The sequence below is a fragment of the Zoogloea sp. genome (assembly GCF_028689785.1).
Lineage (GTDB): Bacteria > Pseudomonadota > Gammaproteobacteria > Burkholderiales > Rhodocyclaceae > Zoogloea.
Genome location: NZ_JAQVCN010000018.1, coordinates 12,028 through 35,271, shown reverse-complemented (window position 1 = coordinate 35,271; position 23,244 = coordinate 12,028). Strand labels below are relative to the sequence as shown.

At 63.8% G+C, this 23,244-nt stretch carries 24 protein-coding genes and 1 tRNA gene; 13 read left to right on the top strand and 12 right to left on the bottom strand.

Annotated elements, in window-relative coordinates:
* Positions 1 to 20: 20 nt before the first annotated feature.
* The 6 genes from PHI64_RS10245 to serS all read right to left on the bottom strand — a co-directional run bounded on the left by PHI64_RS10245 (position 21) and on the right by serS (position 3,978).
* Positions 21 to 647, bottom strand: coding sequence for a YqiJ family protein (locus tag PHI64_RS10245; protein ID WP_299882272.1), 627 nt, complete (start codon positions 645 to 647; stop codon positions 21 to 23).
* Positions 644 to 1,312, bottom strand: a complete 669-nt coding sequence (locus PHI64_RS10240; RefSeq protein ID WP_299882271.1) for a PspA/IM30 family protein — start codon at positions 1,310 to 1,312, stop codon at positions 644 to 646. The genes PHI64_RS10245 and PHI64_RS10240 overlap by 4 nt, the downstream gene beginning before the upstream one ends.
* Before the next feature lies 1 nt (position 1,313).
* Positions 1,314 to 1,814 (bottom strand): hypothetical protein, encoded by a 501-nt coding sequence (locus PHI64_RS10235; RefSeq protein WP_299882269.1) that lies wholly within the window; start codon positions 1,812 to 1,814, stop codon positions 1,314 to 1,316.
* A 255-nt stretch (positions 1,815 to 2,069) separates the two neighbouring features.
* A tRNA-Ser gene (locus tag PHI64_RS10230) sits at positions 2,070 to 2,159 on the bottom strand.
* A 75-nt stretch (positions 2,160 to 2,234) separates the two neighbouring features.
* A complete protein-coding gene (locus PHI64_RS10225) occupies positions 2,235 to 2,597 on the bottom strand; it encodes a carboxymuconolactone decarboxylase family protein (protein WP_299882267.1) in 363 nt (120 codons plus the stop codon).
* A gap of 94 nt (positions 2,598 to 2,691) precedes the next feature.
* Entirely contained in the window at positions 2,692 to 3,978 is a 1,287-nt protein-coding gene (gene serS, locus PHI64_RS10220) for a serine--tRNA ligase (protein ID WP_299882265.1), read from the bottom strand.
* A gap of 261 nt (positions 3,979 to 4,239) precedes the next feature.
* On the opposite strand from serS, the gene PHI64_RS10215 reads away from it, so the two are divergent.
* Positions 4,240 to 4,512 carry a hypothetical protein gene (locus tag PHI64_RS10215; protein ID WP_299882263.1) on the top strand — a complete coding sequence of 91 codons (273 nt, stop codon included), beginning with the start codon at positions 4,240 to 4,242 and terminating at the stop codon, positions 4,510 to 4,512.
* A gap of 2 nt (positions 4,513 to 4,514) precedes the next feature.
* Here PHI64_RS10215 and PHI64_RS10210 read toward each other — a convergent pair whose 3' ends face one another.
* From PHI64_RS10210 to PHI64_RS10195, 4 genes are all read right to left on the bottom strand, one after another.
* Entirely contained in the window at positions 4,515 to 5,849 is a 1,335-nt protein-coding gene (locus PHI64_RS10210) for a replication-associated recombination protein A (protein WP_299882261.1), read from the bottom strand.
* A 15-nt stretch (positions 5,850 to 5,864) separates the two neighbouring features.
* Positions 5,865 to 6,488, bottom strand: a complete 624-nt coding sequence (gene lolA / locus PHI64_RS10205; protein WP_299882258.1) for an outer membrane lipoprotein chaperone LolA — start codon at positions 6,486 to 6,488, stop codon at positions 5,865 to 5,867.
* Positions 6,488 to 8,782: a DNA translocase FtsK gene (locus tag PHI64_RS10200; protein WP_299882256.1), complete on the bottom strand. Its 2,295-nt coding sequence runs from the start codon at positions 8,780 to 8,782 to the stop codon at positions 6,488 to 6,490. Before PHI64_RS10200 ends, lolA begins: the two co-directional genes overlap by 1 nt.
* A gap of 138 nt (positions 8,783 to 8,920) precedes the next feature.
* Positions 8,921 to 9,592: a cyclic nucleotide-binding domain-containing protein gene (locus PHI64_RS10195; protein ID WP_296573677.1), complete on the bottom strand. Its 672-nt coding sequence runs from the start codon at positions 9,590 to 9,592 to the stop codon at positions 8,921 to 8,923.
* 234 nt (positions 9,593 to 9,826) lie between these two features.
* Here PHI64_RS10195 and trxB point away from each other — a divergent pair, with 234 nt between their 5' ends.
* The 5 genes from trxB (at position 9,827) to PHI64_RS10170 (ending at position 16,895) form a co-directional block, all read left to right on the top strand.
* Positions 9,827 to 10,786 (top strand): thioredoxin-disulfide reductase, encoded by a 960-nt coding sequence (gene trxB / locus PHI64_RS10190; protein ID WP_299882253.1) that lies wholly within the window; start codon positions 9,827 to 9,829, stop codon positions 10,784 to 10,786.
* Positions 10,787 to 10,857: 71 nt separating this feature from the next.
* On the top strand, positions 10,858 to 11,856 hold the full coding sequence (locus PHI64_RS10185; RefSeq protein WP_299882251.1) for a Smr/MutS family protein: 999 nt from the start codon (positions 10,858 to 10,860) through the stop codon (positions 11,854 to 11,856).
* A 296-nt stretch (positions 11,857 to 12,152) separates the two neighbouring features.
* The gene (nosZ, locus tag PHI64_RS10180) at positions 12,153 to 14,105 is read left to right on the top strand and encodes a TAT-dependent nitrous-oxide reductase (protein WP_299882249.1); all 1,953 of its coding nucleotides are present in this window, start codon (positions 12,153 to 12,155) and stop codon (positions 14,103 to 14,105) included.
* Between the two features lie 178 nt (positions 14,106 to 14,283).
* The gene (locus PHI64_RS10175; protein ID WP_299882247.1) at positions 14,284 to 16,476 is read left to right on the top strand and encodes a 4Fe-4S binding protein; all 2,193 of its coding nucleotides are present in this window, start codon (positions 14,284 to 14,286) and stop codon (positions 16,474 to 16,476) included.
* Positions 16,473 to 16,895, top strand: coding sequence for a transcription regulator (locus PHI64_RS10170; RefSeq protein ID WP_299882245.1), 423 nt, complete (start codon positions 16,473 to 16,475; stop codon positions 16,893 to 16,895). The genes PHI64_RS10175 and PHI64_RS10170 overlap by 4 nt, the downstream gene beginning before the upstream one ends.
* A gap of 30 nt (positions 16,896 to 16,925) precedes the next feature.
* Here the strand turns inward: PHI64_RS10170 and PHI64_RS10165 are convergent, their stop codons facing one another.
* Complete coding sequence (locus PHI64_RS10165; RefSeq protein ID WP_299882243.1) at positions 16,926 to 17,204, bottom strand: type II toxin-antitoxin system HicA family toxin; 279 nt, start codon at positions 17,202 to 17,204, stop codon at positions 16,926 to 16,928.
* 238 nt (positions 17,205 to 17,442) lie between these two features.
* On the opposite strand from PHI64_RS10165, the gene PHI64_RS10160 reads away from it, so the two are divergent.
* The 7 genes from PHI64_RS10160 to PHI64_RS10130 are packed head-to-tail and all read left to right on the top strand — an operon-like array spanning position 17,443 to position 22,065.
* Complete coding sequence (locus PHI64_RS10160; protein WP_299882326.1) at positions 17,443 to 18,675, top strand: nitrous oxide reductase family maturation protein NosD; 1,233 nt, start codon at positions 17,443 to 17,445, stop codon at positions 18,673 to 18,675.
* Entirely contained in the window at positions 18,656 to 19,567 is a 912-nt protein-coding gene (locus tag PHI64_RS10155; RefSeq protein ID WP_299882241.1) for an ABC transporter ATP-binding protein, read from the top strand. Before PHI64_RS10160 ends, PHI64_RS10155 begins: the two co-directional genes overlap by 20 nt.
* Before the next feature lie 13 nt (positions 19,568 to 19,580).
* Positions 19,581 to 20,396 (top strand): ABC transporter permease subunit, encoded by an 816-nt coding sequence (locus PHI64_RS10150; protein ID WP_366945174.1) that lies wholly within the window; start codon positions 19,581 to 19,583, stop codon positions 20,394 to 20,396.
* Positions 20,393 to 20,917 (top strand): nitrous oxide reductase accessory protein NosL, encoded by a 525-nt coding sequence (locus tag PHI64_RS10145; protein ID WP_299882237.1) that lies wholly within the window; start codon positions 20,393 to 20,395, stop codon positions 20,915 to 20,917. The genes PHI64_RS10150 and PHI64_RS10145 overlap by 4 nt, the downstream gene beginning before the upstream one ends.
* 4 nt (positions 20,918 to 20,921) lie before the next feature.
* The gene (locus PHI64_RS10140; RefSeq protein ID WP_299882235.1) at positions 20,922 to 21,194 is read left to right on the top strand and encodes a hypothetical protein; all 273 of its coding nucleotides are present in this window, start codon (positions 20,922 to 20,924) and stop codon (positions 21,192 to 21,194) included.
* Positions 21,191 to 21,565: a hypothetical protein gene (locus PHI64_RS10135; RefSeq protein WP_299882233.1), complete on the top strand. Its 375-nt coding sequence runs from the start codon at positions 21,191 to 21,193 to the stop codon at positions 21,563 to 21,565. The genes PHI64_RS10140 and PHI64_RS10135 overlap by 4 nt, the downstream gene beginning before the upstream one ends.
* On the top strand, positions 21,562 to 22,065 hold the full coding sequence (locus tag PHI64_RS10130; protein WP_299882231.1) for a nitrous oxide reductase accessory protein NosL: 504 nt from the start codon (positions 21,562 to 21,564) through the stop codon (positions 22,063 to 22,065). Before PHI64_RS10135 ends, PHI64_RS10130 begins: the two co-directional genes overlap by 4 nt.
* Positions 22,066 to 22,093: 28 nt before the next feature.
* Here the strand turns inward: PHI64_RS10130 and PHI64_RS10125 are convergent, their stop codons facing one another.
* On the bottom strand, positions 22,094 to 23,239 hold the full coding sequence (locus PHI64_RS10125; protein ID WP_299882229.1) for a hypothetical protein: 1,146 nt from the start codon (positions 23,237 to 23,239) through the stop codon (positions 22,094 to 22,096).
* Positions 23,240 to 23,244 lie beyond the last annotated feature (5 nt).

The window sequence follows — 23,244 nt, the reverse complement described above, 5'->3', positions numbered from 1 at the left end:
TGCAGCGCCAGCGGCGGCGCCTAGATCAGGGTGGGATGAGGGTTGGCGATGCAGCGATGGAAGGCACCCACCTTGCTCACGATAAGCACCTGCGTCCCGTCTTCGAGCACAGCGTCATCCAGGTCGGGTTCGACCATCAGGTAGTGGGAGCGCCCAAGGCCATCCCTGACGCGGGCCTGGGCGGCGAGCCCGCGGCGGGCCGTACCACCCACGATCACGCCAACACGCCCGATCAGGGTCTGCTCGCTGACACTGCTGGTCTCGTCCCGGGGGATGATGTGGGCCACCAGCGCGCCCAGGCCGCGCACGGTTGCCAGCCCGGACGGCACCGCCAGCACGCCCGCGATCCAGGCCGGCAGGTAGCCCCCGAAGAGCCCCCGGGCCACAATCTGCAGGCCGTAGCCGAAGAGCGTGTAACCGGCCAGAAACAGCAGTAGCAGGACCAGCGCCGGCACCTTGCCCAGGTGCAGCCAGCCCAGCACCCGATCCAGCCCGCTGTCACCGTCGATCTCGGGAATGAGGTCGTCCAGCATGTTGCTCGGGCTGAGGGAGATCAGCATGCCGATTCCCTCAAGCAAGCCAATGCCGATGATCAGGGCAAAGGCGATCCCAAAAGGCAGGGTTTGCTCCGCAGCGAAAAGACTCACCCCCGGCCTGCCTTGAGCTGGGCGATACGCTCGGCGATCTTGTTGTCACGCACAAGCTCGTCGAGCTCCCTGAGCTGCGCGGCCTGCTGCAGCGTGCTGCCCCAAGTGGAGGCGGTGAGCCCTGTCTGGCGCTCGTAGAGGCGGTCAAAGGCGTCGCTGACCACACCAATGCGCTGCTCCGCGCCGGCAGCCCCCGTCTTGACGCCTGTTTGCGCCACCGCGGCACGGCTCTTGCGGAATTCCGAGAGCGCCTCCGCCATCTCGCGCTTCTTGGCCAGCAGGGCAGCAACGAAGCCCTGCAGCTCGCGCTCCTGGAGGGCGTGCTCGGACAAGGTATTTTCAAGCACCGGGAGCTGGGCCTCGATATCGAGCTGCCGCGCCACCCCGGCGCGCACCAGCTCGTCGCGGCCCTCGGCCATGGCCTGCTCGATCTGTTCAGCGAGGCGGGCATGCTGGGCGTTCAGGCTGGCATGTTGCTGCTGGGACAGATGGCGGTTGGCCGCGACGATTCCGAGCTCATGGCGCACGTCCTCGATCACCTTGTCGGCCTCGCGCAAGGTCTGCTCCATCACAGCTTCCGGAGCCTGATCCTCCAGGCGATCCAGCAAGGCATGCACACCCCCGGCAATCACGCGACCAACACGGGTTTTCAGGGAATCCGCCATTTCAGGCTCCTTTCTTGAGGGGAAGACTCGTAGCAATCTCGACAGTAGCGGCCACATGGCGCCGGATGACCTCGCGGTCGTGCGCAGCAGCCGAGGCTGTGAGGGCCTGTCGCAGCAAGGTTTCGCACAGGGCAAAGCTCCTCCGGACGAGCGTGTCCTCAAGCCTGGCAGCCTGGCTGGCGTCTTTCGGGGCCTGACTGACGATGGCGGCCAAGGCAGCCGTCGTGAAATCCAGGATGGCGCCCAGCACTTCCGAGTGCGTCTCCCCCTGCCCTTCAAGCACAACCAGAGATTCCCGCAGCTGCCCCGTCAGCTCCCGCGCCCAGGCATGGGCCGCGGCATAGTCAAGGGCACCGTCATGCTGGCGCTTGAGCTGGCCGAGCAGGACACGCAGTTTGTCGCTGTTGGTGGACGCACCATCGACACGCAGCTGGGCCAGCCACAGATACAAATCGCCGGGTATGCGTGCGGAGATCGGCTCCATGCCACCTGCCTGACTCATACGCCTCTCCATGCACATGTCACATTGAACACAATTGTATTCACATGAACACAAAAGTCAATTCAGATATTCCGAATGGAAAATTCGAAAAACCTCTGCGTGCAAGCAGGTGACGGATCGGCAAGCCGCTGTCCAAAATACGAGGCAAACGGATTCAAGTCGATTGGAGAAGCGCCACGCCGGGTGGCAGACGGCGCAAAACAGAGAGGCCGGCCAAATGCAAAAAAGCCCTTGATTTCTCAAGGGCTTTTTATCTGGCGGAGAAGGAGGGATTCGAACCCTCGATACGGAGAACCGTATACCGGATTTCGAGTCCGGCGCATTCGACCACTCTGCCACCTCTCCTGGTGCCTGGCTTTCAGCAGACGCTGTCGGCTGATCGAAGGCAGAGATTATATATCAAATCGCAGGAAATACCAGTCATTCGGCGGGTTTGGCCGCGGCGGTAAATTCGTCGTAGGCGCGTACGGCCTCTGCCGCATACATCAGGCTCGGGCCGCCGCCCATGTAGGTACAGATGCCCAGAGTTTCCATGAGCTGCTCGCGGGTCATGCCGAGGCGAATCAGGGCCTTGACGTGAAAGCCGATGCAGCCATCGCAGCGTGCCGACACGCCGATAGCCAGGGCGATGAGCTCTTTCTGTAAGGCCGACAAGGCGCCTTCCTTCATCGCCTCCTTGGCCATGCCGGAAAAGCCCTTCATGGTATCGGGGATCTCGGCATGGAGGGCCTTGAGGCCCTTGTTCAGGTCTCCGGTGATCTGGACGAAGGACTTGCTGCTCATGGTGAAAGCTCCAAACAAATTAGAGCTTTCTAATATACAGAAAATCTGATGCTCCGAAAACCGGAAAGCGAGGCTTCCCGGCTAGCGGATCACGTCACAGAGGCGCGGCGAGCACAGTGAGACCGCCCATGTAAGGCTGCAACGCGGTGGGGATACGCACCGAGCCGTCGGCCTGCTGGTAGTTCTCCAGCACTGCCACAAGGGTCCGCCCCACCGCCAGACCGGAGCCGTTGAGGGTGGCTAGCGCCTCGTTCTTGCCCTGAGCGTTCTTGAAACGAGCCTGCATGCGGCGGGCCTGGAAGCTCTCGAAGCACGAGCAGGAGGAGATCTCCCGGTAGGTGTTCTGAGCCGGCAGCCACACCTCCAGATCGTAGGTTTTGGCCGCGCCAAAGCCCATGTCGCCGGAGCACAGCACGATCTTGCGGTAAGGGAGCTCAAGCTTCTGCAGGATGGCCTCAGCGTGGCTGGTAAGCTCCTCCAGCGCGTCCCAGGCGTTCTCGGGGCGCTCGATGCGGACGAGTTCGACCTTGTCGAACTGGTGCTGGCGGATCATGCCGCGGGTATCGCGGCCATAGCTGCCGGCCTCTGAGCGAAAGCACGGCGTGTGGCAGACGAACTTCATGGGCAGGGATTCGGCCGGGACGATTTCATCACGGACGATGTTGGTCACCGGCACTTCGGCGGTGGGGATGAGATAGAACTTGCCGCCATCGGCCTTGGGCACCGAAAAGAGGTCTTCCTCGAACTTGGGCAGCTGGCCGGTACCGTACATACTGTCGGCGTTGACCAGGTAGGGCGCGTAGAGCTCGGTGTAGCCGTGCTCGGCGGTGTGGGTGTCCACCATGAACTGGGCCAGGGCCCGGTGCAGGCGCGCCAGACCGCCCTTCATCAGGGTGAAGCGGGCACCGGAGATCTTGACTGCAGTTTCAAAGTCGAGTCCGCCCAGGCGGGTGCCGATATCCACGTGGTCACGCACTTCGAAATCAAAGCTGGGCACGGCACCCCAGCGGCTCACCTCGACGTTGTCGGCTTCCGACTTGCCTACCGGCACACTGTCGTGGGGCAGATTGGGCAGGCCGGCCACGAAGGCGTTGAAGCGCTCCAGCAGCTCGGCCAGGGCGGCTTCGTTGGCCTTGAGTTCGTCTCCGATGCCGGCCACCTGAGCCAGCACGGCGGAGGCGTCCTCACCCTTGCTCTTGAGTTGCCCCACCTGCTTGGACAGGGTGTTGCGCTGCGACTGGAGTTCCTGGGTGCGAGTCTGACGGGACTTGCGCTCATCTTCCAGGGCCTGAAAGGCGGCCACGTCGAGGCTCATGCCCCGGGTGGCCAGCCGCTCTGCAACAAAGTCCAGACGGGTGCGTAGCAGTTGTACGTCAAGCATGAGAATCCCTATTCAAATCAGAAAATTAGCCTATCAAAACAGCAGCGGCCCGGAAATTGCTCAAACACTACCACTATTTTTCGGTTATATTGCGCCGCAGCATGCATTTAACGCATGACGCGTTAGAAACAATAGAAATCAAGAAGTTAATAGCAGCGAAAGCCGGAAACTTTTCTTGATTTCACAAACTCAAATGTCACAATTGTAGAGAGGCGTGCAAAAGACTGCGCCATTCCAATGCGACCACCGAAGGAGACCCCGATGTTGTCCATTCGAGACTGCCTGGATTACTGCGACCTGACCGACGAAGATGTCGCCATCATTGCCGAACACCATGACATCCCCGATGCTGCAGCAGCCCAGATCGCCTGTGGGCTTGTCCAGACCCGCGAAGGCACCTTGATGCTCACCCAGTTCATGCTCGACCTGGTGGATGCCGCCGAAGAGCGCGGTGATCGGGCCAAAGCCAAGCGCTTCCGGGATGCCTGCGCCCGCTTCATTGCGGCGCACCCCCTTCCCTACGAGCAACACTGAGATCACTTCCCGCCTGACGGGTTTCCTTTCCGGGCTTCGTACTCCCGGTCGAGTTCCCGCAGGCGCTCCAGTTTCTCGGCGATCTTTGCTTCCAGCCCGCGGCCCGTCGGTTCATACCAGCCAGGCCTCTGCATGCCTTCAGGCAGATACGATTCGCCGGCCGCGTAGGCCCCCGGTTCATCATGGGCGTAGCGATAGGCCTTGCCGTAGCCCAGTTTCTTCATGAGCTTTGTCGGCGCGTTGCGCAGGTGTATCGGCACGGGCCGGGAAACATCCTGCTTCACAAATTGACGCGCCGCATTATACGCCTTGTAAACCGCATTCGATTTGGCGGCACAAGCCAGAAAGACTGCCGCCTGGCCCAGGGCCAACTCCCCTTCCGGTGAGCCCAGGCGCTCGAAGGTCGCACAGGCATTGAGGCAGATATCCAGCGCCCGGGGGTCCGCCAGGCCGATATCCTCGATCGCCATACGCACCAGCCGCCGCCCCATGTACAAGGGCTCGGCACCGCCGTCGAGCATGCGGCACAGCCAGTAAAGAGCCGCGTCCGGGTCCGATCCGCGGATGGACTTGTGGAGTGCCGAGATCTGGTCGTAGAAAGCCTCGCCCCCCTTGTCAAAACGCCTCAGGTTGCGCGACAGGGCTTCGTCGATGAAGGCCGGCGTCACTGGGTTGACCCCGGCGGTAGTGGCCGCCGTGGTCACCTGCTCCACCAAATTGAGCAGGCGGCGGGCATCGCCATCGGCAAAGCCCGTCAAGCGGTCACGGGCATCGTCCTCGAAGGCCAGCGCAGGGCAGGCCACATGCCGCGCACGCTCGAACAGTTCGGCCAACTCCGCCTGGCTGAGGGATTCCAGCACATACACAGCAGCCCGGGACAGCAGCGCCGAGTTCACCTCAAAGGAAGGGTTCTCGGTCGTTGCTCCGATCAAGGTGACCAGGCCCTGCTCCACATAGGGCAGAAAGGCATCCTGTTGCGCCTTGTTGAAGCGATGCACTTCATCCACGAAGAGGATGGTATGACGCCCCCGACTACGCTGGGCCTCGGCACGGGCGATAGCCTCGCGGATATCCTTGACGCCCGAGAACACGGCGGAGAGAGACTCAAACTCTGCATCGAAGGCGCGCGCCATCAGCCGCGCCAGGGTGGTCTTGCCCACCCCCGGCGGCCCCCACAGGATCATGGAATGGGGTTTTCCTGACTGAAAGGCCAGGGCCAGGGGCTTGCCCGGGCCGAGCAGGTGCTTCTGCCCGATCACGTCGGCGATGGTCTGCGGACGCATGGCCTCGGCCAGGGGCTGACGCGGCGGATCGAGGGTGTCGAACAGGTCGGCCATGGGCAGCGGTGCAGCCTAGTCGCCGATCACGTCGGCGCCCTTGGGCGGCACGAAGCGGAACAGCCCGGCATCAAGGGACGGATTGCGCTCCATCTGCAGGAAGTTCAGGGAGGTGGTCTGACCGAAGTTGTCGTGCAGCACCATGGCTTTGAGCTGACCACCGGAGAAACCCATGCGGATGCGCTCGAAGCTGCTGTCATCGGCCTTGGGCCGGGCCTCGACCCATTCCATGCCATCGGCGGCACCATCATCCTGCAGGGTGAAATTCTTTTCCAGCGAATTGTCACCGGCCAGGATGGCCGCCGGGGTACTACCCAGGGCCTGGCCCAGCTTTTTGGTGGTGACCTGGTTCAGCTCCTGGTCCCAGGCCCACAGTTTGCTGCCATCCCCCACCAGCAACTGGGCATAGGGCTTCTCGTAAGTCCAGCGGAACTTGCCCGGCCGCGAGAAAGCAAAAGTGCCGCTGGCCTGCTGGGGCTTGCGCCCCGATTTGGAGAACACCTGTTGGGTGAAGCTGCCCCGCGCCGAGCGGGTACCATCCATGAACTGCTTGAGCTGTGCCAGGGCATCGGCGTGGGCGGTGCCGACGGCGAAAAGCAGCGAAGCCAGCAGGACGCCTAGCGTGCGGGTACGAATCATCACTCTCCTTCACGGGGCGGCGTCACCACCTCCCGGTTGCCATTGCTGCCCATGGCCGAAATCAGGCCCGAGCGTTCCATCTGTTCGATCAGCCGGGCCGCCCGGTTGTAGCCGATGCGCAGGTGGCGCTGTACCAGCGAAATGGACGGCCGGCGAGTTTTGAGGACGATCTCCACGGCCTGATCGTAAAGGGGATCGGCCTCGCTGCCCTCACCACCGCCTTCTCCGCCACCCAGCAGGTCCCCCCCCTCTTCATCCGAAGGCGAGAGGATGCCGTCGATGTAGTCGGGTTCGCCCAGCGCCTTGAGATGTTCGACCACCCGATGCACTTCATTGTCGGCCACAAAGGCGCCATGGACGCGAATGGGCAATCCGGTACCGGGAGCCAGGTAGAGCATGTCGCCCATGCCCAGCAGGGCCTCAGCCCCCATCTGGTCGAGAATGGTGCGGGAGTCGATCTTGCTGGATACCTGGAAGGCCATGCGGGTCGGGATGTTGGCCTTGATCAGGCCGGTGATCACGTCGACGCTGGGACGCTGGGTAGCCAAAACCAGGTGAATGCCGGCTGCCCGGGCTTTCTGGGCCAGACGGGCAATGAGCTCCTCGATTTTCTTGCCGACCACCATCATCAGGTCGGCAAGCTCGTCGATGATGACCACGATGTAGGGCAGCTTGTCGAGGGGCTCGGGATTATCAGGGGTGATGGAGAACGGATTCTTGAGGGGCGAACCGACCTTTGCCGCCTCCGCCACCGCCTTGTTGTAGCCAGCAAGGTTGCGCACGCCCAGGGCCGACATCAACTTGTAGCGCTTCTCCATCTCGGCCACACACCAGTTGAGCGCGTTGGCCGCATGCTTCATGTCGGTCACCACCGGCGCCAGCAGGTGCGGAATGCCCTCGTAGATGGACAGTTCCAGCATCTTCGGGTCGACAAGGATCAGGCGCACATCCTCGGGTTCTGACTTGTAAAGCAGCGACAGGATCATCGCGTTGATACCCACCGATTTGCCCGAACCGGTAGTACCGGCCACCAGAAGGTGGGGCGTCTTCGCGATGTCGGCCACCACCGGCTGGCCGCCGATGTCCTTGCCCAGGGCCACGGTGAGAGGCGAATGCATGTCGTGGTAGGCCTTGGAACCGAGGATCTCGGACAGGCGCACCGTCTGGCGCTTGGGGTTGGGCAGTTCAAGGGCCATGCAGGTCTTGCCGGGCACCGTTTCCACCACACGGATGCTCACCACCGACAGGGCCCGGGCCAGATCCTTGACCAGGTTCATCACCTGACTCCCCTTCACACCTACCGCTGGCTCGATCTCGAAGCGGGTGATGACCGGCCCCGGATAGGCCGCCAGCACCTTCACCTCAACGCCGAAGTCAGCCAGCTTGCGTTCGATCAGGCGGGAGGTGAACTCCAGCACTTCGGCAGACGGCGGCTCCACATCGTGGGCAGGCTCGTCAAGCAGGGCCAGGGGCGGCAGTGCGCCGCCGGGAAGCTCGGTAAAGAGGGGCGTCTGGCGTTCCTTCTCGACCCGCTGGGACTTCTCGACCTCCACAATGGCCGGCTCGATGCGCACCGGCGGCGGGGGAGCAACGCCCTCCTTCTTGCGCTTGGTCTCAACCACGGCTTCGCGTTTCTGGGCCACCTCGCGGCCGACACGGCGGTCCTCCCAGGTCTGGACCCCCTGCGTGGCAAACAACCAGACCCTCTCCAGGCCGGCGCCCAGGGCTTCGGAAGCTTCGAGCCAGCTGACACCAGAGAAGAGGCTGAGGCCGCCGGCAATCAGGGCAAGCAGCAGCAGGGTTCCACCCGTGAAACCCAGGTATTGCAGCACCAGGTTGCCCAGCTCAATACCAATCACCCCCCCCGGCTCCATCGGCAAGCTGGCCTTGAGGGAATAGAAACGCATGGCCTCCAGGCCACTGCTGGCCAGCAGCACGACCAGGAAACCGATGACAACCACTAGAAAGGAGCGCCGGTCGGCACCAAAGACGAGCTGCAGACGGCGAAAACCGATGGCCAGGCCAAGGCCGAGAAAGACCACCCACCACCAGGCCGACAAGCCGAAGAGATACAAGAGCAAATCCGACAACCATGCCCCGAAGCGCCCCCCCGGGTTGCTCACGTGCTCTACCTGCACAGCGTGAGACCAGCCCGGATCAGCCTTGGAATAGCCGAACAGGACCATCGCAACATACAGAGCCAGCACGCCCAGCAGCATCCAGCGCGCCTCCTGCAGCAGGCTGGCAATTTTTTCAGGGAGGGGGAGCGGTCTGGTGGAAGGACGATTGAGCATGGATGGGTGTTGCCAAATACGGATGGAGCCTGAAACGCAAAAGCGCGGCAAGAGGCCGCGCTTTGATTATAAACCAGGGTCTCTGGTCGGCTCTTCCTCCCCTGGCTCCAAATGGGTAAGGAAGGATTTCCGGACCACTCACAAATCGTAGATTTTCTCGCGCAGGATCACGCCGCCATCGGTTTCCTCGATCAGGCCCCGCAGACCCAGATCCTTCATCACCCGGCTGACCATCTCGCGGGAGGCGCCGATCATCTTGGCGATATCCTGCTTGGAGATCTTCTTCTTCACCACCTTCAGACCGTCCACCTCTTCGGACATCTCGAGCAACAGGCGAGCCACCCGGCCGTAAACGTCCATCAACGCCAGGCTTTCGATCTTGCGGTCGGCGTCGCGGAGGCGGCGGGTGAGGTTGCACATGACGTGCCAGGAAAGCTCGAAGTTCTCCTGCATGAGGCGCTTGAAGTCGGTCTTGGCGATGGTCACCAGGTCGGACGGGGACACGGCGACCACCGATGCGGAACGGGGGCTGTCATCGAGGACGCCCATTTCACCAAACATCTCGCCCTGGCCAAGAATGGTCAGGATGACTTCGCGTCCATCCTCGTCACTGACCATGACCTTCAGATTACCGGTAAGCACGAAATAGACGAAATCAGTGCGGTCGCCCTCATGGACTACCGCAGAGCCTCGGGGTACGCGGCGCATCATTGCACAGCGCGCAACAGCCGCCAGCCGGTCATCGCCCAGGCCCTGGAAGATCGGGAAGGTCCGCAGGGCAATCGTGGACACGGAGCTGGTAACGGTCATAAGGCCTCTCCTAAGCAGGATGCAGATTAATTGGCAAGCGGCACAAGCTGGCCGTCATGCGCAGACAACGGCAAAGTATAAATCAAACTTGAGGCGCATCTAAGGACATGGGTACATAGCGCCCCGGCCGGAAGCAGCGAAGCCCGTCCCTTTCCCGGGCCGGACTGCCCCCCGGGGAACGGAGCGCCTTATAATCTGTCTCCCTTGCTCCAGACACTCGAAAGACCCATCAAGATGGCCACACGTCACATCAAGCTGCTCATCCTCGGTTCCGGCCCCGCCGGCTATAGCGCTGCTGTCTACGCCGCCCGCGCCAACCTGAACCCCGTGCTCATCACCGGCATCGCCCAGGGCGGCCAGCTGATGACCACCACCGAAGTGGACAACTGGCCCGCCGATGCGGACGGTGTGCAAGGCCCGGAGCTGATGGCGCGCTTTGAAAAGCACGCCCTGCGCTTCAACACCGAAATGATCTTCGACCACATCCACACCACGCATCTGGCCGAAAAGCCGATCCGTCTGGTGGGCGACGCGGGCGAATACACCTGCGACGCGCTGATCATCGCCACCGGCGCCAGCGCCCAGTACCTCGGCCTGCCCTCCGAAGAGGCCTTTTCCGGCAAGGGCGTATCCGCCTGCGCCACCTGCGACGGTTTCTTCTACCGCAACCAGGAGGTCTCCGTTATCGGTGGCGGTAACACCGCCGTCGAAGAGGCGCTGTACCTGGCCAATATTGCCAGCAAGGTGACCCTGGTGCATCGCCGCGACAAGTTCAAGGCCGAGCGCATCCTGATCGACAAGGTCATGGAGAAGGTTGCCGCCGGCAAGATCGTGCTGGAGCTGGACTCCACCCTGGATGAAGTGCTGGGCGACAAGACCGGCGTGACGGGCATGCGCATCAAGAGCACCAAAACCGGCGCCACCAAGGACATCGACCTGAAGGGCGTGTTCATTGCCATCGGCCACAAGCCCAACACCGACATCTTCGAAGGCCAGCTGGAGATGGAAGGCGGCTACATCGTCACCCAGAGCGGCCGCAAGGGCAACGCCACCGCCACCAGCGTCCCCGGCGTGTTTGCCGCCGGCGACGTGCAGGATCACATCTACCGTCAGGCCGTCACCAGCGCCGGCACCGGCTGCATGGCCGCACTGGACGCCGAGCGCTACCTGGACAGCCTCGGCCTCGCCAGCTGAAGCCATCACCCCACATGACGGACCGGGCCTCCCGGTCCGTTTCCATTTTCCGGACCCCCTTTTCGCAAGCCATGGGCAAGGACAAGCACAACCCCGGACTCGACGCTCTCAAGGCCATCAGAAAACAGGTGCCCAGCAAGGCCGTCGTCAAGGCCCTTGCCGGCAAGCCGCGCCGCGTGCCGGAAGCAGCCCGCCCGCCCGCAGAAGCGGACGACGCCAGCCTCTTCCGTCAGCAGGTGGGAGCCGTCCAACCGGTGCGAGGGGGTGGTCAGGCTGATCTGGCCCGACCCAAGCCGGCTCCCGTGCCGCGCCCCCGGCTTGCAGAACCCGAACCCGAGGCCTCCCAGCGCCCCCCCCGAGTCGACGAGAGCGACCCGATAGCCGTGTTCCGCGCCAGCCTCGGTGAAGTCGCCCCGATCAAGGACTTCAACCGGGTAGACCTGAGCCTGCAACGCCAGCGGGCCAACCCTCAGGTCCGCGCCGTTGACAGCTGGGTGCCGCCACCCAGCCTGCTCGACGAGCAGCTCACCCACGACCCTGCCGAACTTTTCCGCCAGGTGGCCGGGGCCGTTGCCCCGTTGAAGGACCGTAACCTGGCCGACGTTGAGCGCCCGGCGCCCGCCCCGCGGCCACGCCAACGCGAGGAGGACGAGCGTGAAGTACTGCGTGAGGCCATCGAAGCCCCGCTGAGCTTCGAAGACCGCCTCGATACCGGCGACGAGGCTGCCTATCTGCGCACCGGCCTGCCCCGCCGGGTGCTCACCGACCTGCGCCGGGGCCGCTGGGTCGTCCAGGGTGAGCTGGATTTACACGGGCTGACCCGCGACGAGGCCCGCGCCAGCCTGGCCCAATTCATCGCCCTGGCTCTGCAGCAGGGACGGCGCTGCCTGCGTGTCATCCATGGCAAAGGGCACGGCTCACCAGGCCGCATGCCCGTGCTCAAACACCTGTCCCGGGGCTGGCTGGCCCAGCGGGAAGACATCCTCGCCTTCTGCCAGGCCAGGCCCCACGACGGTGGCGACGGTGCATTGCTGGTCCTGCTGCAGGCCGGCAGCACCAGCCGTAGCTGACGGCTCCTTCCCTGCTACAGGCATGGCGAAGCACCTTTCTGCGGCAAAATTATCCTTATATTTCAGCATTTTCTAATAGAGATCCGGAAAATTCGCTGATTTCCGGTGGTCATTCGCGATTCTTGCCCAGCGTCAATTTCTTTCGGGTCTCCCACACCTAGAGTGCGCTGCGACGGATTGTCGCAGGGGCAAAACACCGCACCCCGGCTCCACCTCTCCTGCGCCGTCCATCCAGCAACGCCCGCCCCGCGGCGCGGCCTATTCGCCCTCGGCTTAGGGGCACACGGAGACCCGCAATGAGCACACAAGACATCAAGCACGACGACCAAGACATGGTTCCGGGACGCCGCAAGTTCCTGAATACCGCCGCCCTCGCCGGCCTCACCGGCGCCGGCCTCTCTGTGGGACTGTCGGCGTGCAAGCAGGAGTCTGCTCCGGTTGCCCCCCAGCCGGGCGCCGCGGCAGCACCTGCCGCCCACGCTGGGGCTGCCGGCGAACTCAACCTTCACCCGGCACCAGGCCAGCTGGACACCTACTACGGCGTCTGGTCAGGCGGCCACTCCGGCGAAGTGCGCATCCTCGGCCTTCCGTCCGGCCGCGAGATCAAGCGGGTACCGACCTTCAACATCGACTGCATGAGCGGCTGGGGCATCACCAATGAATCGAAGGCCATCATCGGAACCCGAGCCGACGGCAACCTGAGATACAAGACCGGCGACACCCATCACGTCCATGGTTCCTATACCGATGGCACCTATGACGGCCGGTATTTCTGGGTTAACGACAAGATCCACGGCCGGGTCGCCCGCATCCGTGGCGACATTTTCGAGTGCGACAGAATTACCGAGATCCCCAACATCCAGGGTTTCCACGGCATCTTCCCGGACAAGCGCGATCCGGTGGATCAGTCTGTAAACCGCACCACCCGGGTGTTCTGTGGCAACGAGTTCCACATCCCACACCCCAACGACGGGCGGGACATGGACGATACCTCCAAGTACGGCACCTTGTTCACCTGCGTCGACGCGGAAACCATGGAGGTGCGCTGGCAATGCCGCGTCGATGGCAACATGGACCTGGTCGCAACCTCGTACAACGGCCGCCTGGCCGCCGCCAACCAATACAACGTCGAGGGCGGCGCCCACTACGAGGACATGATGTCCGCCGAGAAGGACGCCTGCGTGTTCTTCGATGTAGCGCGCATCGAAAAAGCCATCAAGGACGGCCGCTTCACCACCATAGGCGACAGCAAGGTGCCGGTGGTCGATGGCACTCGGGGCGCCAACAAGGACCCGAAGACTGCGCTCACCTGCTATGTCCCGGTCCCGAAAAACCCCCACGGCGTCAATGCCAGCCCGGACGGCAAGTATTTCATCTGCTCCGGCAAGCTCTCGCCCACCGGCACGGTCATCGAACTGGCCAAGGTGGAAGCGTTTCTGGACGGAACGCTCGACGACATCAACAAGAGCATCGTTGCCGAGATCGAGCTCGGCCTTGGCCCTCTCCATACCACCTTCGACGGCCGCGGCAACGCATTCACCACCCTCTTCCTCGACAGCCAGATCGTCAAATGGAACGTGGATGCCGCCATCAAGTTCCACGCGGGCGACAAGAACATCAAATACGTGGTTGACCGCATCGATGTGCAGTACCAGCCGGGACACATCAGCGCCGACATGGGCGAGACCAAGGAAGCCGGTGGCCAGTTCCTCGCCGTGGGTTGCAAGTTCTCCAAGGATCGCTTCTTGCCCGTCGGCCCCCTGCACCCGGAGAACGAGCAACTCATCGACATCCGCGGTGAGAAGATGACGATGCTGGCTGACCACCCGGTTTACCCCGAACCCCACGACTTCGTGATCGTCAAGCGCGAAAAGATCAAGACCCGCCAGGTATTCAACGTCGATGACTTCCCCAATGCCGTCAAGGACCCCAAGGAGTCCGGCGTATTCCGCAACGGCAACAAAGTCACGGTCAAACTGGTCTCCCAGGCCCCGGCGTACAGCCTGCGTGAGTTCAAGGTCAAGAAAGGTGATGAAGTCACGCTCATCCTCACCAACCTGGACAAGGTGGAAGACCTCACCCATGGTTTTGCGATTCCAAAGTACGACATCAACTTCATCGTCAATCCCCAGGAGACCAAGTCGGTCACCTTCAAGGCCGACAAACCCGGGGTGTATTGGTGCTACTGCACGCACTTCTGCCATGCACTGCACCTCGAGATGCGTACCCGGATGATCGTCGAGAGGTAATCGGCACTCGTCAAAAAGGTCGATAAATGAAGTACTTGGGGGAGGCGTTCGCGTCTCCCCTTTTTTCGTTTCCGCTGCGGGCCCCAGGCTGCTGTGGCAAATTGACTCAGCTTAAGGTGAGCGCCCGGCCGAATCATCAGAATCCGCGCACATTCTGATTGAACAGCGGAGTCCTCCGATGAAAGCCCTGCGCCTCCTGAGCGCGATTGCCGGCAGGCTGGCCCTATGCGCCACCCTGCTGCAACCTGCCGCCTCCCAAGCGGACACCTACGAGGTCAAGCTGCCCCCGGAGCTCGCCACGGCCCCCCGCATGTGCGACTACGCGCCGTGCAAGGACGTCATTCCCGGCGCCACCACCTTCTCCGAGCGCAAGGGCCAACCCTGGTACGTGGAAGCCTACAAGGACGAAGCCGGGCAGAAGAAGCTCCTCGGCTACGTGATGCTATCCACCGACATCACCGACATCCCCGCCTACTCCGGCAAGCCGGTGGTCACCCTGATCGGCATGGACACGGCGGGCAAGTTCACCGGAGTGAAGATCCTCAAGCACTCCGAGCCCATCCTGCTGCTGGGCATCCCCGAGTCGGCGCTGGTCAAGTTCAACAACCAGTATCTGGGCAAGTTCGTGGGCGACAACATCGAGATCGGCAAGTCACGCCCCGAGGAAAACCTCATCGGCCTCGACGCCATCACCGGCGCCACCGTCACCGTCATCGCCCAGAACCAGGTGATGATGACCAGCGGCAGCGAGGTGGCCAAGCAGGTGGGCATCCTCAAACCGGTCAACCGCCCCCAGGCCCGCTTCCCGGTATCCACCGCCACACCCTCTTGGGCCGACCTGGTGGCCGACGGCAGCGTCCAGCGGCTCACCGTGAAGCCCGAAGAGGTGGGCCTGAAGAGCGATGGACGCCCCTACATGGACCTGTGGTTTGGCTATCTCAACCAACCCACCATCGGCCACGCAATCCTCGGCAAGGACGGCTACGACAGCCTGATGGGCCGCCTCAAGGAAGGCGAGCACGCCATCTTCATCGTCGCCAACAACAGCATGGACTCCTTCAAGGGCTCCGGCTTCGTGCGCGGCGGCCTTTACGACCGGGTCCAGGTGCGCCAGGACAAGGACGGCTTCACCTTCCGCGATCTGGACTACGTGAACCTGTGGGGCATTTCGGCCGCCGGCGCCCCGGCCTTCAACGAGTCCGCCATCTTCATCATCCGCGGCAAGAGCTTCTCCGCCGCCTACCCGTGGAAGCTGGTCTTTCTGGGCAACAAGATCGACAAGGAAACCGCCGCCAAGACCTTCGCCAACTTCGACCGGGAATACTGGCTGGCCGACAAATACCTGGAAGGCGGGCGGCCCGTGGTGGTCAAGCCCGACCCCACCTGGCTGAAAGTGTGGAAGGACAAGGTCGTGGAGATCATCGCCTTCACCGCCCTGCTCCTCGTCATCGCCGCCGCCTACGCCAGCCGCGACAAGCTGGTGCGCCGGGCCGATCGCAAGAACAAGTGGCCGGTGAACGCCTTCAAATACACCGGCTGGGTGCTCAGCATCGGCTTCGTCGGCTTCTACGCCATGGCCCAGCCGTCCATCACCCAGGTGCTCACCTGGTTCCACAGCCTGCTGTTCCAGTGGAAGTGGGAGCTCTTTCTGTCCGATCCGCTGATCTTCATCTTCTGGATCTTCATCATCGTCACCGTGTTCGTGTGGGGCCGTGGACTGTTCTGCGGCTGGCTGTGCCCCTTCGGCTCCCTGTCCGAGCTGCTCTACAAGATCGGCCAGGCCGTCGGCCTCAAGCGCTTCCAGTTCCACCTGCCCCAGGCGCTGCACGACAAGCTCAAGTGGGTGAAGTACGCGGTGTTCTTCGGCCTGCTGGCGGTGTCCTTCTTCAGTATGGGGCTGGCCGAACAGCTGGCCGAGGTCGAACCCTTCAAGACCACCTTCCTGGTCGGCCTCTTCAACCGCAGCTGGCCCTACACCCTGTTTGCCGGCGGCCTGCTGGGCCTGTCCATCTTCACCGAGCGGCCCTTCTGCAAATACCTGTGCCCCCTGGGCGCCGCCCTGGCCATGCCCACCACCTTCCGCTGGTTCGGCCTCAAGCGGAAGGACGAATGCACCAGCTGCAAGGCCTGCGCCAAGGGCTGCGGCTCCCTGGCCATCGACACCAAGGGCAACATCGACCAGCGCGAATGCATGCTGTGCCTGGACTGCATGGTGCTTTATTACGATGACCACGCCTGCCCACCCCTGGCCCAGGAGCGCAAGCGCCGTGACAAGGCCGGCCAGCCGCTCACCCCCATCAATGGCAAGGGCTATTTCATCCCCATCCACCCGGCACCGGCGAACACGAAAAAAGAAGGAGCGGCCGCATGACCATCGCAGACAAGAACGAACTGCGCCACCCGCCCTACGACCAGGCCAGCGGCTTCGGCTGGCTTCTTGCCGAACTCCGCGACCACCTGTGGCCCTGGGCCGGCAAAGGCCAGCCCGCCCGCAAGGCCATCCAGGGCGCTGGCTTTGCCCTGGCCCTGGCGGCCACCGTCGCCTGGGTGATGGCCGCCCTGGGCCACCTCTCGGCCGGCGCCATCATTGGCTGGTGGTTCGGTTGGAGCGTATTCGAGGTGCTGGTACGGCTGGACGCCAAACCCTACGTGAAGGAAGGCCCCTGGTGGGGCCACTTGTATCGCAGGGCCTCGGTGATGGACATGCTGTGCTACGTGAGCTTCAAAAACCTGCTCATCGGTGCCGCACTCTTCATCGGCCTCAAGAGCGCCGGCATCCTGCAGCTGTAGCCCGGGAGGCGCAGCGCGCCTCCGCAGCCTTCAGCGCCCGGCCTCGGTGTAGGCCGAGGGCGTTACCCCTGATGCCGCCAGGCATTCCCGCAGGTGCTTGACGTCCTGCTTGCCGAACTCATTACCGTGATGGGGGTGATGCAGGAAGAACTCATGGCCATTCAACACCACCCGAAAGCGCGCTCCGTGGCCAGGCTCGACCAGGGCATCCAGGTGATGTAGCAGGGATTCCACCTCCCGCCACTGGATGTTGCTGCTGATGGGCTCCCTGAAGATTGACTCCAGGAGATGCCGATGCTTGTTGCTCATGGTCTTCTCCTTTGCAGTCCCACTGCATCCATGGCGACATTGTCCTCCCTTGCAGCCCCCACGGCATCCCCTTGATGCATCATGGTGTGATCGCCGCAACGACTTCACCTGCATCAAGGCCAGCCGCGACATTCCGCCGCACACTGCGGCCCAGTCAGCTCCACATTCCGTCATGCCCCCAGCCCCCACCTCCTCGTACCGACCCCGCTACAGCCTAGCCGCCGTGACGCTGGCCGCCATGCTGGCAGGACACGCCGGTGTTGTCTCCAGCGCCGAATGGCAGGTAAAACCGGGTGACTCCATCCAGGCAGCCATCCAGAAGGCTGCTGCCGGCGACACCCTCCGCGTGGCCCGTGGCCACTATCCTGGCAATCTGCGCATCGACAAACCCCTGCGCCTGATCGGCGAGGGCCGGCCCACCATCGACGGCCTCGGCAAGGGCGACACCCTCCGCGTGGCCGCCGAGGATGTGAGCGTCGACGGCTTTATCCTCGCCGACTCCGGCGCCGATCTGGGCGAACAGAACGCCGGCATCTACATCCAGCCCGGCAGCCACCGGGCACGGGTAAGCCGCTGCGACTTCACCTACACCCTCTTCGGCCTGTGGATCGAGAAGGCGAAGGATGTGGTGATCGAGGACAACCTCATCACTGGCAAACGCGATCTGGACTCGTCCCAGCGGGGCAACGGCATTCAGCTCTACAACACCACTGGCGCCCGTATCCTGCGCAACAACATCAGCTTCGTGCGCGATGCCATCTATGTGGACGTGTCCCACGATGCCATCTTCCGCGGCAACCGGATGCACCACAGCCGCTACGGCACCCACTACATGAACTCCTACCGCAACCTGTGGGAAGACAACGACACCTACTACAACCGGGGCGGCCTGGCCCTGATGGAAGTGCGTGACCAGGTGGTGCGCAACAACCGGGCATGGGGCAACTCCGACCACGGCATCATGCTGCGCACCATCCAGGACGCCGTGGTGGAGAACAACATCGTCGCCGGCAACGCCCGGGGCTTCTTCATCTACGACGCCGAATACAACACCCTGCGCGGCAACCTGGTGGTGGATAACCAAGTGGGCATGCACGTGTGGGCCGGCTCGGTACGCAACGTAGTGGAGAAGAACGATTTCATCTCCAACCGCGAGCAGGTGAAATACGTCGCCTCCAGGGACGAAAAATGGGGCGCCGAGAGCGGCAACCACTGGAGCAACTATGTGGGCTGGGACCGTAACGGCGACGGCCACGGCGACGTGCCCTACGAGGCCAACGACATGGTAGATCGCCTGTCCTGGCGCCACCCGATGGTCAAGCTGCTGTTGGCCAGCCCGGCCATTCAGACCCTGCGCCTCATCGCCCAGCAGTTTCCGCTGCTGCGCGCCCCCAGCATCGTGGACCCAAAACCGCGCATGCGCCCCGAACATTCCGACTGGAGAAACTGGCTTGGCAAGCACTATCGTTGAAGCCCGCGGGGTGACCAAGGATTTCGGCACCATTCAGGCCGTCAAAGGTGTCGATCTATCCATCGCCCCCGGCGAACTCTTCGGCCTGATCGGCCACAACGGCGCCGGCAAGAGCACCCTCTTCAAGATGATGCTCGGCCTGATCCCCGTTACCTCAGGCACCATCCACCTCGACGGCGAACCCATCACCGGCCCGCGCTTTCGCGAGACCCGGCGCAAGATCGGCTACCTGCCGGAGAACGTCGTCCTCTACGACAACCTCACCGGCCTTGAGACCCTTTATTTCTTCGCCGACCTCAAGGCCGTGCCGCGCCGTGAATGTGCCGGCCTGCTCGACAAGGTCGGCCTGGCCGAAGCCGCCAGCCGCCGGGTTCGGGAATACTCCAAGGGCATGCGCCAGCGCCTCGGCTTTGCCCAGGCCCTGCTCGGCCAACCCCGCCTGCTGTTTCTCGACGAACCCACCACCGGCCTCGACCCCGGTGCCATCCGCGACTTCTACCGTATCCTGCGCGAGTTGCGGGACGAAGGCGTAACCATGGTCCTCACCTCCCACATCCTGGCCGAGATCCAGGAGCGGGTGGACCGCCTGGCCATCATGGAAGGCGGCCAGATCCGCGCCACCGGTACCGTCCAGGCCCTGCGCGAGGCCATGAACCTGCCCCTCACTCTCGAGATCGCTGGCGGCGCCGGCCTGCGCGAGCAGGTCGCCCGCGCCCTGGAAGGCCTTGCCATCGAAGGCATCTTTGATGCTGGCAGCGTGCTCCACATCCGCCTCGCCCGGGACGCCAAGATGCCCGCCCTCACCCGCCTGGCCACCCTGGGCGACACCCTGCGCGACCTCCACGTCCGCGAGCCGTCCCTTGAGGACGTGTTCTTCGGCTACCGGAACTGAGCCCATGCTTTCCATCGACTTCAGACAGATCGGCATCGTCGCCGGCAAGGAGTTCTGGGACCGCATCCGCAACCGCTGGGTGCTGGCGGTCTCCATCGTGTTCACCGTTTTTGCCCTGGTCATCGCCTACTTCGGCGCTGCCCAGCAGGGCGCGGTGGGCTTTCGCTCCATCGACGTGACCATCGCCTCCCTGGTCAGCCTGGTTATCTACCTGATCCCCCTGATCGCCCTGATTCTCGGCTTCGACGCCATCGTCGGCGAGCGCGAACGCGGCTCTCTCGACCTGCTGCTCACCCTGCCCATCACCCGCAAGGAGCTGATCCTCGGCAAATACGCCGGCCTCGGCGGGGCGCTGGCCTTCTCCACCATCGCCGGCTTCGGCGCGGTGGGCGTCATCCTGTCCCCCAGCCTCAGCCTGGGCGCCCTCTTCCACTACATTGGCTTCATGGCTTCGGCCATTCTGCTGGGTTTCGCCTTTCTGAGCCTGGCCGTGATGCTGTCGGTGTTCGCCGCCGACCGCACCCGGGCCTCGGGCCTCGCCATCGGCACCTGGTTCTTCTTCGTGCTGGTCTTCGACCTGCTGATCCTCGGCGCCCTGGTCGTCACCGCCGGAGAATACGGCGGCGCCGTGTTTCCCTACCTGCTACTCCTCAACCCCGCCGACGTGTTCCGCATCCTCAACGTCTTCAGCCTGGATGAGGTGCGCACCCTGTACGGCCTTGCCACCGTCTTTCCCGAAGCCCTGAGCAACCCCGCCACCCTCGGCGGCGTCATGCTCGCCTGGATCGTCGGCCCCCTCGCAGTGGCCATCTGGAGATTCGAACGATGAAAATCCCGCCCCTCGTTGCCCACACCGCCGTGCTGCTGGTGGCGGCCAGTCTGCTCGCCGCCTGTGGCCAGTCCAGCACCACCAGCATCACCCCCAGAGAGATTGCCCAGGACACCTATTGCGCCCTGGACGGCATGCTCCTCGCCGACTACCCCGGCCCCAAGGCCCAGATCCACTACGCCGGCCAGCCCGAACCCGAGTTCTTCTGCGACACCACCGAAATGTTCTCCCTGCTGCTCAAGCCCGAGCAAGCGCGCAAAGTGGCCGCCGCCTACGTGCAGGACATGGACAAGGCCGACTGGGCTGCCCCCAAGGGCGCCTGGATTGATGCCAAAGCCGCCTTCTACGTGGTCGGCTCGAAGAAGCGTGGTGCCATGGGGCCCACCATCCCGTCCTTCGGCACCCGGGAAGGCGCCCAGAAGTTCGCCACCGCCGAAGGGGGCAAGGTCTATCCCTATGTCGAGATCACCCCCGACATGGCCCGCCTCGACGGCGGCGCCCTCCACGACCAGAGGATGTAAGCCGATGGACCCGTTCTACAACCAACTGCCGCCCGACGATGCCATGGAGATCGAGCAGATCGCCCGGCTCATGTACGAAGTCCGCGTCGCCCGCGACAAAATGCTTGCCCGCCTGGGCGCTGCTGATGCCGCCCAGGCCCTCGACCGCATCCGCCGGGGCGAGCTGCCCGAGCATCCGTCCTACGAGCACTACCTGTCGGCCCGCATCCTCACCGACCTGGGCACCCAGGTGCGCGCCGATCTGGCCGCCCGCATCGAAGAGAGCCAGGGACGATGAGCATGCACCCCGATCTGGCCGTGCGCATTGAAGAGCACTTCGGCGAACACCTGGAAGGCGCCGTGGAGCTCAAGCTCGATGCCCTCATCACCCACCTCGCCAACGGCGTCAGCCTGGAAGCCCGGGTGGCCGACCCCCACGCCTACGCGTTCACCTGGGTGTGGGGAGAAGCCGAGCTGCGCATCGACACGGCCCCCCTGCACGCCGATCTGGCCACCTACCCCAACCACCTCCACGGCGCTGACGGCATGCTGCACCACGACCCACTCACCGTGCCTGGCGCCGCCCCTTGGGACAACCTGCAACGGCTCATCACCGCCATCCTGGCCGATCCGCTGCTTGGCACCTCAACCGGAAGCCCCCAACCATGATGCTCCGCCTCCTCTGCGCCGTGCTCGCCACCACCCTCCTCGGGCTGGCTCCGGCCACCCCCGTTGCCGCGGCCGACCTCTCTCCCCAGTACGTACAGCGCTCCACCCGTTGCCCGGTGTGCGGCATGTACCCCTACCGCACACCCCAGTGGATGGGGCAGATCGTCTTCAACGACCAGACCGCCAGCACCTTCGACTCGCCAGTGGACATGTTCCGCTTCCTCAACAACATGATCGTCTTCGACAAGCAGCACAAGCCCGCCGACGTGGGCGCGATCTGGGTCGCCGACTACGCCACCAAAGCCTGGGTCGATGCAAAAAAAGCCTTCTACGTTCAGGGCTCCAAGGCCCTCGGCCCCATGAACGACCCCAACCTCCCCGCCTTCGCCACCCGCGAAGCTGCCGACGCCCACATTAAGGCCCAGGGCGGCAGAGTGCTGCAATACCCCGACATCACCCGGGAGCTCATCAAGAGCCTGAGCGGCGCACACCGCCACTGAACCACGCAACAGGAACAAACCCCTTCCCCTACAGCAGATACTGCTCGATCCGGCTCACCGGGGCATTGCGCAGCAGGTAGAGCTGGGGGTTCTCGCGCTCGGCAGATTTGCTGCTCAGGCTCACCACCACCGGCCCCCGCTCCAGGATGCACAGGCGCCGGCTGACGCAATCGGCGCGCCATTCGGGCAGTGCCGTCTTGCCCCGCTCCTCCACGGCGATGCGGGTCAGTGCAAATTGATCGGTGGGGCCTTCCCGCTCCACCCGCGCCCGGATCGCGTCCCGGGCCTTGTCCAGGCTGCCCTGCTGTACGCACAGGTCGTACAGGGACGCCAGGCAGCGCAGGTTGTCGATGCGGATCGGCTTGAGGCCATGCAACCACGACAGGGCGGCGATGAGCTTGCGCCCGTACACGTCGTAAGCATAAGCCAGGGTTTCTGCATAGAAATCGGGCGTACGCCCGACCGCCTGCAGGGCCGCCTTCCAGGCCGGGTCGAAGTCGGTCTTGCGCCCACCCCGGCTCAGGGCGTCGGCCCAGGCGATCTGCCTGGCCCGGCTGGGCAGGCGCAGCATGGCCTGCCACGCGGGCCACAGGCCGCCGAAACAGGCCTGCAGGGCCGGGCCGTTGCGGGCCTCGAAGCGCCGGAACAGCTCCTGCAAGGTGCCGGTCTTGAGATTGACTTGCAGGGGCCCGAAAGACAACCCCGCCCCATCGAAATTGCCGGTCACCTGCTGAAACGGATCGCCACTGGTTTCGAAGGCAGCCGTCACCCGCAGGGCGTTGGCAATGGCCAGCTCCGGGCGCATGGCCGGCAACGCCGCAGGATCGGGCATTTCCAGGTAGATCCGCCCGCCCCGGAGCTCCACCTGCCGGAAATGCCCCTCCTGGGCCAAGCGGCTGGCCGACTTGTGCACTTCTGCCAACCGTGCCGCCGTCACCCACACGAAGCGCCCTTCCAGCCCGGCCCCCAGCCCCTCGGCCGGCAGCACCGAGTCGATCTGCAGAGGCATGCCTATAGCATCCCGCAGCACCTGGACGGCGCCCGCAAGCTCTCTGTGGATGTAGACGGTCCCGTCGTGGCGGGCGTACTCGCGCAGCTGGAAGCTGGGCGTCAGCTGGGCCGCCCCCGGCCCGCCGATGATGAAGTCCCGGGCATACTTGAATTGCACAGGCATGGCTC

Coding starts and splice junctions, on each gene's coding strand:
- PHI64_RS10240 (WP_299882271.1), bottom strand. CDS start 1,312: ATGGCGGATTCCCTGAAAACCCGTGTTGGTCGCGTGATTGCCGGGGGT.
- PHI64_RS10195 (WP_296573677.1), bottom strand. CDS start 9,592: ATGACCGTTACCAGCTCCGTGTCCACGATTGCCCTGCGGACCTTCCCG.
- lolA (WP_299882258.1), bottom strand. CDS start 6,488: ATGATTCGTACCCGCACGCTAGGCGTCCTGCTGGCTTCGCTGCTTTTC.
- PHI64_RS10215 (WP_299882263.1), top strand. CDS start 4,240: ATGTTGTCCATTCGAGACTGCCTGGATTACTGCGACCTGACCGACGAA.
- nosZ (WP_299882249.1), top strand. CDS start 12,153: ATGAGCACACAAGACATCAAGCACGACGACCAAGACATGGTTCCGGGA.
- PHI64_RS10225 (WP_299882267.1), bottom strand. CDS start 2,597: ATGAGCAGCAAGTCCTTCGTCCAGATCACCGGAGACCTGAACAAGGGC.
- serS (WP_299882265.1), bottom strand. CDS start 3,978: ATGCTTGACGTACAACTGCTACGCACCCGTCTGGACTTTGTTGCAGAG.
- PHI64_RS10170 (WP_299882245.1), top strand. CDS start 16,473: ATGACCATCGCAGACAAGAACGAACTGCGCCACCCGCCCTACGACCAG.
- trxB (WP_299882253.1), top strand. CDS start 9,827: ATGGCCACACGTCACATCAAGCTGCTCATCCTCGGTTCCGGCCCCGCC.
- PHI64_RS10165 (WP_299882243.1), bottom strand. CDS start 17,204: ATGAGCAACAAGCATCGGCATCTCCTGGAGTCAATCTTCAGGGAGCCC.
- PHI64_RS10125 (WP_299882229.1), bottom strand. CDS start 23,239: ATGCCTGTGCAATTCAAGTATGCCCGGGACTTCATCATCGGCGGGCCG.
- PHI64_RS10160 (WP_299882326.1), top strand. CDS start 17,443: ATGCTGGCAGGACACGCCGGTGTTGTCTCCAGCGCCGAATGGCAGGTA.
- PHI64_RS10135 (WP_299882233.1), top strand. CDS start 21,191: ATGAGCATGCACCCCGATCTGGCCGTGCGCATTGAAGAGCACTTCGGC.
- PHI64_RS10175 (WP_299882247.1), top strand. CDS start 14,284: ATGAAAGCCCTGCGCCTCCTGAGCGCGATTGCCGGCAGGCTGGCCCTA.
- PHI64_RS10140 (WP_299882235.1), top strand. CDS start 20,922: ATGGACCCGTTCTACAACCAACTGCCGCCCGACGATGCCATGGAGATC.
- PHI64_RS10130 (WP_299882231.1), top strand. CDS start 21,562: ATGATGCTCCGCCTCCTCTGCGCCGTGCTCGCCACCACCCTCCTCGGG.
- PHI64_RS10185 (WP_299882251.1), top strand. CDS start 10,858: ATGGGCAAGGACAAGCACAACCCCGGACTCGACGCTCTCAAGGCCATC.
- PHI64_RS10145 (WP_299882237.1), top strand. CDS start 20,393: ATGAAAATCCCGCCCCTCGTTGCCCACACCGCCGTGCTGCTGGTGGCG.
- PHI64_RS10200 (WP_299882256.1), bottom strand. CDS start 8,782: ATGCTCAATCGTCCTTCCACCAGACCGCTCCCCCTCCCTGAAAAAATT.
- PHI64_RS10210 (WP_299882261.1), bottom strand. CDS start 5,849: ATGGCCGACCTGTTCGACACCCTCGATCCGCCGCGTCAGCCCCTGGCC.
- PHI64_RS10235 (WP_299882269.1), bottom strand. CDS start 1,814: ATGAGTCAGGCAGGTGGCATGGAGCCGATCTCCGCACGCATACCCGGC.